The organism is Aliigemmobacter aestuarii (genome assembly GCF_004799285.1).
GTDB lineage: Bacteria > Pseudomonadota > Alphaproteobacteria > Rhodobacterales > Rhodobacteraceae > Aliigemmobacter > Aliigemmobacter aestuarii.
This window is the reverse complement of record NZ_SSND01000004.1, coordinates 260288-273560: the sequence shown is the minus strand read 5'-3', so window position 1 is coordinate 273560 and position 13273 is coordinate 260288. Positions and strand designations below refer to the sequence as shown.

Sequence of the window (13273 nt, the reverse complement as noted above, 5' to 3'; positions counted from 1 at the left end):
TCGGTTGACAATCATCAATCCGCGCAGGTCCGCCGGGCCGCCTGCGGCTCCGCGAAGCCTGCCGACGGGCCGTCTTGGGCATGCATCCGGGGCACAGGAAAAAAGAAAGGGTCAAATGCCATCGACCCGATCGCATCCGACCCCTGTAATTCGCCCCCTGTGCCTGAGCTTCCGCCAGAGAGGGCCGAGATTGTCCGCATGACCTGCGGCTGCTTCCGTGAGTGCTGGCGGGAAGTTTGCCGCTTCCCCGCCGATGCCGGCCTGCCCTGCCATCCGCCACAAGCGCCGGGCGGGTCAGGGACGCCTCCCCCCGGGACCCCGGCCACCGCCGCCCCATGCAGGACGCGGCCCTTGTGTGGACGGCAGGACAGTGCCCCCGGCACCTGTCGACCTTAGCAGGCCACCGCCGCAGTGAATTGATTTTTATCAATTCATTCGCAACATTCATTCACTCCGGCGCGGCCGGGCCTTGCGGCCGCCATTCCGAAACCTGGGCATCCGCCGCGACACGCTGGATTACGGTCCCCGTTTCTGTCATGTCATTCAGCGGCTTCTTCCGTCGAGTTCCCGTCTCAAATGCTTCAGCAACAACTGATCTACATCCGCCGCCTGCCGCTTTTCCGGAACATGACCTCGGGTCATTTCGAAGAGCTGATGCAGGGCGCCACGATCGCGCAGTTTTCTGCGGGCGATGTGCTGATCGAACAGGGCGCGCCAGCCGATCACCTGTTCGTGGTGATCGAGGGCGCGATCGAGATGTATGCCAAGTGGAAGGGGCGTGAATGCACGATGGGCGTGATCCGCCCGGTCGAGACCTTCATCCTGGCCGCCTGCATCAAGAACGCGCCCTTTCTGATGTCGGCGCGCGCGCTTCAACCCGCGCGAGTCGTGCTGCTGCCCGCCCCCGACCTGCGCGCGATCTTCCGCCGGGACCCGGATTTCGCGGTCACCATCATCGACGAACTGGCCGGGGATTTCAGGCGCATGGTGCGCCATGCCAAGGGGTTGAAGCTGCGCAACACCCGCGAACGGATCGCGGCCTATCTGCTGGACCAGTCGCGCCTTGTCGACAACGCCGACCAGTACCAGTTGCAGGTCGAAAAACGCCACGTCGCCTCGTTCCTGGGCATGACGCCCGAGAACCTGTCGCGCGGACTGCGGTCGCTGGTGGAGGAAGGCGTCAGCGTGACGGGGCAATCGGTGACGATCACCGACCGCGCGCGGCTTCTGGCCTTTGTCCAGCCCGACATCCTGATCGACGGCCCGGACGCCCCCGGTGGCAGTTCCGGCGTGGGCCTGCCTGGCCCGCTGACCTAGCCACCCGACCAGGCCGCCCCCGTGGCCCCGGCGCCGTCAGAGAGGCGGCCGCCCGGCACCAGAGGAACCAGCGCCCGCGCCAGATCCGCCCCCGAAAGCCGGTTCGCGATGCAGTCGGCGTAACCTGCGAGGATCGCCGCGAAATCCCCTGTCTGGGGCGAGATGCGCAGCGATGACACGCCCGCCTCGCGTAGCGCCTCGACCTGCCGGGCCATGCTGGCGATGCTTTGGCTCAGGGTCTGCACGCCGTTGACGGTCAGGAATTTCTGGCCGTCGACCGTATCGACGTCGCGCCCGTCCGGGTCATCGCCGCAGACGAACTGGCAACTGTCCTTCGCCCGGTCGTGCAGGCGCGCGTGATAGCACCGCCCCGAAATCGCCAGCGGAACGCGCCCGTGGCCCCAGACCTCGACCGCGACGCCCTCGTCGCGCGCGGCGGCGGCAAGGACGGCGATCGACGCCAGCGGCAGTTCCGGGGGCAGACAGACCCGGCGCGCGCCACGCCGCGCCAGCCAGCGCAGGGTGCCTTCGTTGTAGACATTGACCAGGGGCCCCACCCAGAATTCCCGCCCCGCCGGCAGATGGTTCAGCGCGGAAAGGTCGTTGATCTCGACCGGCAACCCCATGTCGAACAGGTCCGACGTCAGCTTGCGTTCGCGTTTCAGCGTGATCAGCGCCAGCGTGGTCAGCGCGACATCCTTGCCAGCGGCCAGAAGCGCCTCGACCGCCGGGGGGATGGCGTCCTGCCAGAAGGGCAGCCGCTTGGAACAGACAAGCTCGCCCAGAACGACGCGCGCGGCGGGACTGTCGCACAATCCGGCATGGAAGGACGACACAGCCTCGGCGGTCCAGAAGAACTGGTTCGGTCCAACGGTCAGGTCCATGACTTATCTCCAGGTCTTGGCATAGGCGCCGGTGGTCGCGGCCTGGCCTTCGGTCAGACGGGCCAGGGCGGATCGCGGCAGGGGCTGGCCTGCGGCCTGCGCCTCGACGGCGGCGCGGAAGGCGCGCACCACCTGCGCCACATAGGCCCGCGACCGCTGCCGCCCCTCGATCTTCAGCGCCCGGACACCCGCACGGGCAAGCTGCGGGATCAGGTCGGTGGCATCGAGGCTGACTGGGTCTTCAAAGATGTGGCCGGTCTGCGCGGCCCCCTTCCCGTCGGCCGAGGTGAAGCAACCCTTGCACAGCGTCGGATAGGGTGCGGGCGCGCCCTTCGGCGTGCGGTGGATGGTGAACCCGCCCAGACGTGCCGTCAGGTCGCGGCCATCGTCGGAATAGGCGACATGGCTTGCGGGCGAACAGACCCCGTTCATGTTGGGCGACTGCCCCGTGGCGTAGGACGACAGCGAACAGCGCCCCTCGGCCATCACGCAAAGCCCGCCAAAGACGAAAACCTCGGTCTCGACGTCGATCTCGCGGTTGATCGCGGCAATCTCGGCCACGGTCAGGACGCGCGGCAACACGACCCGCCTGACACCGAAGGCTTCGGCATAAAGGTTGATCGCGTCCGGGTTGGCGGCAGCGGCCTGCACCGAAAGGTGTCGGCGCAGGCCGGGGTGATGTTCGGCCGCATGGGCCAGAAGCCCGATATCGGCGAGGATCACCGCATCGGCCCCCGCCTGTTCGGCATCGGCCAGCGCGCGGTGCCACAGCGGTTCGGCCCCGGCACGCGGAAAGGTGTTGATGGCCACCAGCACCTTCGCGCCGCGCCGATGGGCGAAGGCGACCGCCTCGGCCATGTCCTCGCGCGTGAAGTTGAGCCCCGGAAAGTTCCGCGCGTTGGTTTCGTCGGCAAAGCCGCAATAGACGGCATGCGCTCCCGCCTCGACCGCCGCGCGCAAGGCCGCGGGTGTCCCTGCCGGGCAGACCAGTTCCATCATGCCAAGTCCTCCGTCCCGTCCATGCGGTGCAGCGCCAGACCGCTGATCCGTTCCGCCCGCGCCACGACCCGGCGCACCGGGGCACCGAAAGGCCCGGCCAGGGCGGCCAGTTCCTCGCTCAGGTCCAGTTCCGCGTCATCCATCGCATTGCGCAGCGCCAGCACCGCCGATGTGTCGCCCTCGACCGCCAGATCGCGCGAGAAAAACAGCGCATCACCATCTTCGGCGCCGTGCATCATCGCAAGGAACGCGGCCAGCGTTCCGGTCAGGCGCACGTCATGCGGCGGCAGGTCATGCCGGCGGCGTGCCGTCAGCCCGGCCGAGGCCGGATGCAGCAGGAAGACATGCGGCAGGTCGGTCACGTCGATCAGGAAACGCCGGTCGGCATGGTCGCCAAGCCTGCGCAGGATCACGGGGTGTTCGGCCACCATCCGGCGGGTCAGCGCGGCAAGGACACGGTTCAGCGGGAACAGCGGCAGGGGCCGCAGCGCGAGGCCTAAAAGGCCCGGCAGCACGGGAAGATCGGCGGGCATCGGCGCTCCGTTCTGGCTTGTCGGGAATGGTCTAGCAACTGCGGCCCCGGCATGGATTGATAATTGTCAAGTCACATCGCGGATCGGCCTGTTACCCGGTTGGGGACGATCAAGAGGCCATGATGCGAACCCTTCCCGTCTTTCCCGATCTGCGCGCCTTTCTTGTCTGGGCCGAGGCGCAAGGCGATCTGGCGCGGCTGGAATCCCCCGTGGACCTGCGGCACGAGATGACGGCGGTGCAGCTGGCCGCACTGCGCCGGAAGGGTCCGATCCTGCGGTTCGACGCGGCACACCGGCAGGGCAAGGCGGCCCGGATGCCGGTGATCGCCAACCTGTTCGGAACCCCTGCGCGGGTCGCGGCGGGCCTTGGGCTTGAACCCGGCGAGGTGCCAGCCTTCGGCGAGTTCCTGGCCGCCCTGCGCAGCCCCGCCCCGGTCGAGGGGATGCGCGACGCGCTGTCGCGCTGGCCGATGCTGAAGGCCGCGCTGGCCACCCGTGCCCGCGTCCTGCGCCGCGCCCCGGTGCAAGAGGTCGACGCGCCCCCCGACCTGACACTTCTGCCGGTGCAGACGCCCTGGCCGGGCGATGCCGGGCCGCTGATCACCTGGCCCGTGGTCATCACCCGCCCCGAAGGCAGCGATCCGGCGCAGCTTGCGCGCTACAACCTGGGCGTCTACCGCGCGCAGGTCCTGGACGCGGACCGGCTGATCCTGCGCTGGCTGGCGCATCGCGGGGGGGCCGCCCATCACCGAAGCTGGATGCGCTCGGGCCAGCCGATGCCCGTGGCCATCGCCCTTGGCGCCGATCCCGCGACGCTGCTGGCCGCCGCCCTGCCGCTGCCGGAAACCGTGTCGGAACTGACCTTCTCGGGTGTGCTGCGCGGCGCCCGGACCGAGGTCGCGCCCGCCCGCACCGTCCCCCTGATGGTGCCCGCCCAGGCCGAGATCGTGCTGGAAGGCTGGGTCGATCCGGCTGAAACCGCGCCCGAAGGCCCCTTCGGCGACCACACCGGATACTACAACGCGGTAGAGCCCTTCCCCGTGATGCGGATCAGCGCGATCACCCACCGACGCGATCCGCTGTACCTGACCACCGTGACCGGCAGGCCGCCCGATGAACCCTCGGTGATCGGCGAAGTGTTCAACACGCTCGCCCTGCCGGTGATCCGCGCGCAGATCCCCGAGGTGACGGACCTCTGGCTGCCGCCCGCTGCCTGTTCCTACCGCATGGCCGTGGTGCAGATCGACAAGCGCTATCCCGGCCAGGCGCGGCGGGTGATGCTGGCGCTCTGGGGGATGCTGGCGCAGTTTTCCTATACAAAGACGATCGTCGTGGTCGATCGCGACATCAACCCGCGCGACTGGGACGACATCGCCTGGGCGATGGCCACGCGGATGGACCCGGCGCGCGACGTGATGATCCTTGACGGCACGCCGATGGATTATCTCGATTTCGCCTCGCCGCGCGAAGGGCTGGCGGGAAAGCTGGGAATCGACGCGACGACCAAGATCGGGGCCGAGACCAGCCGCGAATGGGGGCAGGTCATGGCGCTTGATCCGGCGCATGAGGCGCGCGCGGCCGATATCCTGCGGGGAATCGGCCGATGACGGGGCGGGTCATCCTTGGGGTCTCGGGCGCTTCGGGCGCGGCACTGGCGCTGGATTGCGCGCGGGTGCTGTCACGGCTGGGGGCGAAGGTCGATCTGGTGCTGTCGCCGATGGCCGAACGTACGCTGGCGCTGGAAATCGGCCCCGAGGCGCGATCGACCCTGGTAGGCCTTGCCCACCGGCTGCATCCGGTGATCGACCTGGGGGCCGACATCGCCTCGGGCTCGTGCCCGGTGGCGGGGATGATCGTCGCGCCCTGTTCGATGCGCAGCCTCGCCGCCATTGCCCATGGGCTGGACGACAACCTGCTGACGCGCACCGCCAGCGTGCAGCTGAAGGAACGCCGCCCGCTGGTCCTGCTGGCGCGCGAGGCGCCGCTGACGCTGGCCCATCTGCGCAACATGACTGCCGTCACCGAAATGGGGGCGGTGGTGATGCCGCCGGTTCCCGCCTTCTACCTGCGTCCCGAGACGACGGCGCAGATCACCGCCCAGATCGCCGCTCGCGCGGTGGATCTGCTGCGCCTCGGCTTGCCGCAGGCGCAGGCCTGGACCCCAGAACCCAAAGGAAACACGCCATGACCACCGAAACCCTGCACCCCGCGATCACCCCCGCTTCCCGTGTCGGCGACATCACCGACAGCCTGCCCGGCGCGACCGAGGTCTTTCGCCGCGCGGGCATCGGGTTCTGCTGCGGCGGGGGCGAGACGATCGCCGATGCCGCAGCCCATAACGGCGCCGACCTCGCCGCGCTGATGACCGAGCTGGAAACGCTTCTGGCCCGGCAGGCGAACACCGCGCCTGACGAGACGATGGCGCTGATCGACCATATCCTTGCCCGCTTCCATGACGTGCACCGCGAAGAGCTGGAATGGCTCATCCCGCTGGCGCAGAAGGTGGAAACCGTGCACGGCGACCACGAAGAGGCCCCGCTTGGCCTGACCGAGGCGCTGATCGCGCTGGCCGACGATCTGGACAGCCACATGATGAAAGAGGAAGAGATCCTGTTCCCGATGATGAGGACGGGCGGCAACCCGATGATCCGTCACCCGATCAACGGCATGCGCCACGAACATGACGAAGCCGACCGACTGCTGCGTGCCGTGCTGAAGGTCACCCGCGACCTGGCGCTGCCGGAAGGCGCCTGCCGCAGCTGGACGGCGCTTTACACGGGTCTGGCCAAGTTCCGCGACGACCTGATGGAACACATGCGGCTTGAAAACGACGTGCTGTTTCCCCGCTACGAAGCGGCCTGAGCGCCGCGCCTTGCGCTGAGAACGGGAAAGGGCGCGGGTCGCGCCATCGCGCACAGGTGGACGACCAGGAACAGCGCCCAGCCAAGGCTCCAGAAAAGGCCCGAGGCGGCAAGCCATCCCGCCGCTGCCCCGGGCAGGCTTGCGATCGGGCGCAAGACCGCGGCCAGGGCAATCAGGGCAAAGGCTGCCATCTGCCCGGTGCCGGGCCGCAGGCCGCCGCCCGCCCGCCGCATCGCCGCGCGGGACGCGACGGCCATGATCGTGCCCCCCATCGCACCGGTCGTGATCAGGTGTTCAGCCGCCGTCATCGCAGGCCCCTCGGCCGCGAGAAGCGACAGGGCAAGCCCCGGCAGAACCCAGGCCCAGCCAATCGCCAGCATCCGGTTTGCGCCCCCTACCCCCGGCCTCAGCACAGGGCGCAGCCGGTCCGCCATGACCGCCGCGACCAGCATGAGGGCGGGCCAGCCCAGGGGCGGCCACGCCATTGCCAGGACGGCGGCGACCGGCGCGGGCCAGAGCGGCAGGCGCGGCGCAGTTGGTTCGCGTCCCTGACGCGCGGCCTCGGCGGCCAGAAAGGCGGGCAGAATCCGCCCTCCTACGGTCAGGACAAGCACGGCCATCGCCAGCACGATGCTCCTTGGCGAAACGGCACCGGCGATCACGCCCGCCTCGGCCAGCCCGGCCAGAAGCGGCAGCGCGGCCAGCGGCAGCCGCGCCCAAAGGCGCGCCGCCGCGACCGGCGCCAGCACCGCGCCCCCCAGGGCCACCTGCGCCAGAAGCGCCGGCAAGGCTTCCCAGGGCCAGATCAGCGCCGCCACCCGTCCGGCCAGGAACAGCATCCAGAGCGCGGCCAGCGGCAGGACCGGCCCGCGCCGGGTCCAGGCGGGCATGGCCGTCAGCACATAGCCCAGGATCGCTGCGCCACCGAAGCCGAACAGCCCGAGCCGCAGATGCACCAGCCGGGGGTCGTCGAAGGGCAGAAGCCACAGCCACGGAAGCGCCATGGCCAGCCCCGCCGAAATCGCGAAGAACGGCCCGGCGGGATGCCGGGCAAGGCTGCGCGCCCGTCCGGCGCCCTTGCCCGCGATGTCAGGGGTGCTGTCCTGCCCCGGCCCGATCCCCGCCATCCGGCGCTCCCGTTCCTACCTTCGCCCATCTTGCGAGGCTCGGGGCGGGGCGACTTGACTTGCGTCAATGCCGGGCCGCGAAATCGGCCCCGCCGTGGCCTAAAGTCGGCAATGCACCCGGCTTGGCGGCGTGCCGAAGCGGCGCACGAAGGATTTCGAGAAATGCGAGGTCGAGGAAAACCCGCAGGCCGCCGCGACCTCGGCAAGGCTCAGGTCGGTGCTGGCCAGAAGGTTGCGGGCATGATCCAGCCGCAGGTTCAGATAAAACCGCGCCGGCGGCTGGCCGAGGGTCGACAGGAACAGCCGTTCCACATGCCGCCGGGAATATCCCACCCGTTCGGCCAGTTCGTCCATCGACAGCGGGTCCTCGCGGTGCCGCTTCATCAGCTCCACGATCGCCGCAAGGCCCGGATTGCGCGTCTGCGCCACGGCCGAAATCGGCGAGCGCTGCGGCAGGTCGCGCCCGACCGACACGCGGCGCAGGCACATGTCAGACACCATCGCCGCGAAGGCCTCGCCATGTTCCTGCGCGATCACCTCAAGCATCATGTCGGTCGCCGCCGCCCCGCCGCCGCAGGTCAGCACGCGGTCGTCGATCTCGAACTTGTTCTCGCTGGGGTCCAGGTCGGGGAAATTCTCGCGGAAGGCGGGCTGGTTTTCCCAGTGCAGGGTAAAGCGCCGACCCTTCAGCAGCCCCGCCCGCGCCAGCGCGATCGGCCCGGTGCAAAGCCCGCCGATGCGCCCGCCGTGGCGGAAATGCCGCGTGACGGCCGACACCACGGCGCGCGCGCCCGCCGCCTCGGGCCGGTTGCCCGCGCAGACCATCAGGATCACGTCGCGGTCAAGGTCCGCCTGCGGCCCGTCCACGCCCACGCTGACGCCGCAGGAACTGATCACGGGCGCGCCATCCGCCGAACGCGTCGTCCAGTCGTAAAGCGGCCGCTGCGACAGCTGGTTGGCGATCCGGAGCGGCTCCAGCGCCGAGGCGAAGGCCAGAAGCGTGAACGAGGGGCACAGCAGAAAGGCAAAGTGCCGCGTCCGGGCCTCGCGGTTCGAGGTCTGGAAGAAGGCCGCGCCATGCGGGATCAGGGGCTGTTTTTCGACCTGCATCTTTCCGGTGTCCGACTCCCTTAGGGTCGGTTGCCGCGACAGGGTCGCGGGATGCCGCCCGACGCGCGAATCTAGCATAACCGCAAGCCGGGGCAAAGGACCGCCCGGCATGGCGGCAATCGGCACCGATGCGGCCCCCAAACGGCTCGGGCCCGCAAAAGGCTCAGGCACGCAGGGTGAACCCCCGCGCCAGATGGTTTCGGACCAGCCAGATCATCGCCAGCCCCGGCATCAGCGACAGGCACGTCATGGCCATGACCATGCCGATGTCGGTCTGGAAGCTGAACATCGCGTTGATCGCCATGGTGATCGGCTTGCCCGCCGTCACCGTCAGGATACGGGCAAAGACGACCTCGACCCAACTGAAAATGAAACAGAAGAAGGCCGCGACCCCGATCCCCGGCGCAATTTCCGGGATCAGGTGGCGGAAAAAGAACGACAGGCCCGAATGTCCGTCCAGAAAGGCGGTTTCATCCAGTTCGCGCGGCACCGCCCGGATGAAGCTTTCCATGATCCAGATCGCCACCGGCAGGTTGAACAGGCAATGGACCAGCGCGATCCCCACGGGCGAGTTCACCAGGCCGAGCTTCGAGAACAGGATGAAGATCGGCAGGGACAGCACGACCGGCGGCGTCAGGCGGAAGACCAGCATCAACAGCATGAAATGCCGGTCGCCGACAAAGCTGCAGCGCGCCAGCGCATAGGCCGCGGGCAGGCCGAGGCCGATGCTGAGGATCACGTTCAGGATGACATAGACCGCCGAGTTCGCCATCGCCGCCCGCAGGTCGGCCGAGGCAAGGACGGCGGCATAGTTCATCAGGCCCATGCTGCCTTCGGCGACGCCCTCCTTCGGCAGGGTCGCCGTCAGGCTCAGCATGAAGGCCTGCGCAAGCGGCAGCAGGATGAAGACGGCGAGAAGGACAAGGGCGGCGGCGCGGATCATGGGCGCGCGTCCTGCCGGCGCGTGGCGACGACGAAGGCCCAGACGACCGCCAGCACGATCAGCAGGTAAAGCGTGGCGCGCGCGGCGGCCTGGCCATAGGAAAAGCCCTTGATCTCTTCGCCCAGTTCGATCGACAGGAAGCGCGTGGCATCCTGCGGCCCGCCCGCGTTGATGGCGAAGGCCTCGGTATAGATCATGAAGCTGTCGACAAAGCGCAAGAGGAAGACGATCGACAGCGCGCCCGCAAGGCGGGGCAGTTCGATGAAGCGGAACAGCGCCCAACGGGAGGCGCCGTCGATCGCCGCGGCCTGCCGGAACGCGGGCGGGATCGAGGACAACGCGGCATAGGACAGCACGACGACAAGGCCCAGCCAGTGCCAGGTATCCATCACGAGGATCAATACCCATGTGTGCAGCGCGGTGAACTTGTGGTCGAACCCGACGCCGGCAAGCCACGGCCCCAGAAGTCCGGCGCGGCTGTCGATCAGGCCAAGCCAGAGCATCGGGATCATGTTCCACGGCACCACCAGCGGCAGGGCGCAAAGCATCAGCCCCCAGACCGCCCGCCGCCGGTAGTGCAGCAACAGCAGCGCCACCCCGATCCCCAGCGGAACCTGGATTGACAGCACCAGCGCGGAAAACAGCATGCTGCGGCCAAGCGAGGCAAGGAAGCGGTCCGAACCGAGGATGTCGGCGAACCATTCAAGCCCGACCCAATGCACGTCGCTCAGCGTGAAGATGTCGTGGAAGCCATAGTTGACCACCGCCAGAAGCGGCAGGACGCCGACCACCAGAAGCAGGATGACCGCAGGCAGCAACAGCAGCCATGCGCGGTTGTCATGCGGCGGCATCAAGGGCGCCCATCAGGTCTGCGACCGGCAGCGCGACGGGGTTGCCCTTCATCGACGACGATGACAGCGCATCGCGCGCCACCCGGTCATGCAGGCCGGGCGATAGGCCAAGGTCGCGCAGGCCGGGCAGACCGGCAGCGCGGGCCCATGCCGCCAGCGTTTCGGGCGCATCGGCGGCCGCGCCTCCGAGGATCGTCGCGATATGGCCGAACACCGCATCGAGCCGGTCGGCGGTCTCGCCCCCGGCCCGCGTCCGGTTGCAGCGCAGGATCGGCCCCAGAAGCGCGCCGCAGATCGCCCCGTGGGGCGCCGGACAAAGCCCGCCGATCACGCCCGCAAGGCCGTGCACCGCGCCAAGGCCCGCGTTGGCAAGGGCAATCCCGCCCGACAGGCTGACCCAGGCGAGATCGTCGCGCGCGGCCGGGTCTTCGCCCGCCATCAGCCGGTGCAGGGCCTGCAGCCCGCGCGGGATGGCGGGGGCGGTGATCGCGTCGGTGAAGGGCGTGGCCTTCGCCGAAACGAAGGGTTCGATCACCTGCGTGACGGCATCCAGCCCCGAGGCCAGCGTGACGGCGCGCGGGGTGCCGTCGGTCAGCGCCGGGTCCACGATGGCAAGCCGCGCCACCATCCGGTCATCGCGCAGGGAAACCTTGCGGCCATGTTCCGGCAGGCCGATCACGGCGTTCTTCGTGGCTTCGGCCCCGGTTCCGGAGGTCGTGGGCAACGCGATGAAGGGCAGCGGCGGGTCGGTCAGCGGCAAGGCACGGCCGACGACTTCAAGATGGTCCATCGGGCCGCCCCTGGCCGGCAGAAGGCCCGCCAGCGCCTTGCCAAGGTCAAGCGCCGCGCCGCCCCCCAGGGCCACCACCCATTCCACCCCGAAAGGCCGCGCGGTGGCCAGGGCGGCCTCCAGCATGGGCAGGTCCGGTTCACCCGGACAGGACAGCGCAAGCGTTTCGGCCCCTTCCGCCCGCAGCGCCGCGACCAGCCAGGCCGCGCGCGCGGGCGTCGCCCCGTGGACGATGATCCCGCGCGTCCCGAAGCCGCGGATCAGGCCGGGGGCGCGGGCGGCCTCGCCCCGCCCGAACAGGATGCGGGCGGGCATGGCGACGGCAAAGGGGGTCATACCGTCATCGTCGCGGCAACGGCGCGACCCCAGCGGGCGTATTTCGCGTCGCGCGTCGTCGCGTCCATCGTCGGGGTGAATCGCCGTTCCAGCGCCCAGGTCTTCTGGAATTCGTCCGGCGCGGGGCAGATCCCGGCCTTCAGGCCCGCCAGATAGGCCGCGCCAAGGGCGGTTGTCTCGGTCACGACGGGACGATCGACCGGCGCGCCGAGGATGTCCGACAGGAACTGCATCGCCCAGTCGCTGGCCGTCATCCCGCCATCGACACGCAGGATGCCTTCGGCCGCCGCCCCCCAGTCCGACCGCATCGCCTCCAGCAGGTCGCGGGTCTGGTAGCCCACGCTTTCCAGCGCCGCGCGGGCCAGTTCGGCAGGGCCGGAATTGCGGGTCAGGCCAAAGACCGCGCCCCGGCAATCGGGCCGCCAGTAGGGCGCGCCAAGGCCGGTGAAGGCCGGAACCAGAACCACATCCTGCGCGGGGTCGGCCGCATCGGCAAGCGGATGGGTTTCGCGCGCCTCGCGGATGATCTTCAGCCCGTCGCGCAGCCACTGCACGACCGCCCCCGCGATGAATATAGACCCCTCAAGCGCATAGGTCGTCTTTCCGTCCAGCCGGTAGGCGATGGTCGTCAGAAGCCGGTTTTGCGAGGGCACCATGTCGGCCCCGGTGTTCAGAAGCGCGAAACAGCCCGTGCCGTAGGTCGATTTCATCATCCCCGGCGCAAAGCAGGCCTGGCCCACGGTCGCCGCCTGCTGGTCGCCCGCGACGCCGAGGATGGGGATCTCGCGGCCGAAAAGATCGGGCCGCGTCGCGCCGAAATCGGCCGCGCAATCCTTCACCTCGGGCAGGAGCGACATCGGGATGTCCAGAAGCGCGCAGATCTCGGCATCCCAGTCGCCGGTCGCGATGTTGTAGATCAGTGTCCGCGCGGCGTTGGTCGCATCGGTGGCATGGACCCGCCCGCCGGTCAGCTTCCAGATCAGGAAGGTATCGACCGTCCCGAAGGCCAGTTCCCCCTTCCGCGCCCGGTCGCGCGCGCCCGGCACGTTGTCCAGCAGCCACTTGATCTTGGTGCCCGAGAAATAGGGATCCAGCAGAAGGCCGGTGCGCGCTGTGATCATCGGCTCGTGCCCCGCGGCCTTCAGCGCGGCGCAGGTGTCGGCGGTGCGGCGATCCTGCCAGACGATGGCGCGGTGGATCGGCTCGCCCGTGGTGCGGTCCCAGATCAGGGTGGTCTCGCGCTGGTTGGTGATGCCGATCGCGGCGATGTCGGTGGCGCGGATGCCCGCCTTCTCGATCGCGGCGCGGGCGGTGCCCGCCACGGTGGACCACAGGTCGGCGGGGTCGTGTTCCACCCAGCCGGAGGCGGGGTAATGCTGCGGGAATTCCTCTTGCGCGATGGCGCGCACCTTCAGCGAGGCGTCGAACAGGATGGCGCGCGACGAGGTGGTGCCCTGATCGATGGCGAGGATGTGGGTCATGCTGTCACCGGTCTTTCCGTCCGTGGTCGTTTCTTCTTGC

Annotated in this window: 13 protein-coding genes; 4 read left to right on the top strand and 9 right to left on the bottom strand. The window is 69.1% G+C overall.

The genetic code is table 11. The features are described 5' to 3' along the window. The first annotated feature begins 576 nt into the window (after nucleotides 1–576). The gene (locus E7811_RS14905) at nucleotides 577–1317 is read left to right on the top strand and encodes a cyclic nucleotide-binding domain-containing protein (RefSeq protein WP_136395451.1); all 741 of its coding nucleotides are present in this window, start codon (nucleotides 577–579) and stop codon (nucleotides 1315–1317) included. On the opposite strand, the gene ubiV is transcribed toward E7811_RS14905, so the two are convergent. Genes ubiV through ubiT form a run of 3 tightly spaced genes read right to left on the bottom strand, consistent with a single transcriptional unit; the run spans nucleotide 1314 to nucleotide 3733 of the window. Beyond that, a complete protein-coding gene (gene ubiV, locus E7811_RS14900; RefSeq protein WP_136395450.1) occupies nucleotides 1314–2201 on the bottom strand; it encodes a ubiquinone anaerobic biosynthesis protein UbiV in 888 nt (295 codons plus the stop codon). The two genes, E7811_RS14905 and ubiV, sit on opposite strands and share 4 nt — an antisense overlap. A gap of 3 nt (nucleotides 2202–2204) precedes the next feature. After that, the gene (ubiU, locus tag E7811_RS14895) at nucleotides 2205–3197 is read right to left on the bottom strand and encodes a ubiquinone anaerobic biosynthesis protein UbiU (RefSeq protein ID WP_136395593.1); all 993 of its coding nucleotides are present in this window, start codon (nucleotides 3195–3197) and stop codon (nucleotides 2205–2207) included. Then, a complete protein-coding gene (gene ubiT / locus E7811_RS14890) occupies nucleotides 3197–3733 on the bottom strand; it encodes a ubiquinone anaerobic biosynthesis accessory factor UbiT (RefSeq protein WP_136395449.1) in 537 nt (178 codons plus the stop codon). Before ubiT ends, ubiU begins: the two co-directional genes overlap by 1 nt. A 122-nt stretch (nucleotides 3734–3855) precedes the next feature. Here ubiT and E7811_RS14885 point away from each other — a divergent pair, with 122 nt between their 5' ends. The 3 genes from E7811_RS14885 to ric are packed head-to-tail and all read left to right on the top strand — an operon-like array spanning nucleotide 3856 to nucleotide 6595. Beyond that, a complete protein-coding gene (locus E7811_RS14885; protein WP_136395448.1) occupies nucleotides 3856–5340 on the top strand; it encodes a UbiD family decarboxylase in 1485 nt (494 codons plus the stop codon). Then, a complete protein-coding gene (locus E7811_RS14880; protein WP_136395447.1) occupies nucleotides 5337–5921 on the top strand; it encodes a UbiX family flavin prenyltransferase in 585 nt (194 codons plus the stop codon). The genes E7811_RS14885 and E7811_RS14880 overlap by 4 nt, the downstream gene beginning before the upstream one ends. Continuing rightward, complete coding sequence (ric, locus tag E7811_RS14875) at nucleotides 5918–6595, top strand: iron-sulfur cluster repair di-iron protein (RefSeq protein ID WP_136395446.1); 678 nt, start codon at nucleotides 5918–5920, stop codon at nucleotides 6593–6595. Before E7811_RS14880 ends, ric begins: the two co-directional genes overlap by 4 nt. On the opposite strand, the gene E7811_RS14870 is transcribed toward ric, so the two are convergent. The 6 genes from E7811_RS14870 to glpK all read right to left on the bottom strand — a co-directional run bounded on the left by E7811_RS14870 (nucleotide 6580) and on the right by glpK (nucleotide 13233). Next, nucleotides 6580–7722, bottom strand: coding sequence for an NnrS family protein (locus E7811_RS14870; RefSeq protein ID WP_136395445.1), 1143 nt, complete (start codon nucleotides 7720–7722; stop codon nucleotides 6580–6582). The two genes, ric and E7811_RS14870, sit on opposite strands and share 16 nt — an antisense overlap. 99 nt (nucleotides 7723–7821) lie before the next feature. After that, nucleotides 7822–8832 (bottom strand): GlxA family transcriptional regulator, encoded by a 1011-nt coding sequence (locus tag E7811_RS14865; protein WP_136395444.1) that lies wholly within the window; start codon nucleotides 8830–8832, stop codon nucleotides 7822–7824. Between the two features lie 163 nt (nucleotides 8833–8995). Continuing rightward, nucleotides 8996–9775: a carbohydrate ABC transporter permease gene (locus tag E7811_RS14860; RefSeq protein ID WP_136395443.1), complete on the bottom strand. Its 780-nt coding sequence runs from the start codon at nucleotides 9773–9775 to the stop codon at nucleotides 8996–8998. After that, a complete protein-coding gene (locus E7811_RS14855) occupies nucleotides 9772–10626 on the bottom strand; it encodes a carbohydrate ABC transporter permease (RefSeq protein WP_136395442.1) in 855 nt (284 codons plus the stop codon). The genes E7811_RS14860 and E7811_RS14855 overlap by 4 nt, the downstream gene beginning before the upstream one ends. Next, on the bottom strand, nucleotides 10613–11752 hold the full coding sequence (locus E7811_RS14850; RefSeq protein ID WP_136395441.1) for an iron-containing alcohol dehydrogenase: 1140 nt from the start codon (nucleotides 11750–11752) through the stop codon (nucleotides 10613–10615). The genes E7811_RS14855 and E7811_RS14850 overlap by 14 nt, the downstream gene beginning before the upstream one ends. Next, nucleotides 11749–13233 carry a glycerol kinase GlpK gene (gene glpK / locus E7811_RS14845; protein ID WP_136395440.1) on the bottom strand — a complete coding sequence of 495 codons (1485 nt, stop codon included), beginning with the start codon at nucleotides 13231–13233 and terminating at the stop codon, nucleotides 11749–11751. Before glpK ends, E7811_RS14850 begins: the two co-directional genes overlap by 4 nt. Nucleotides 13234–13273: the final 40 nt, after the last annotated feature.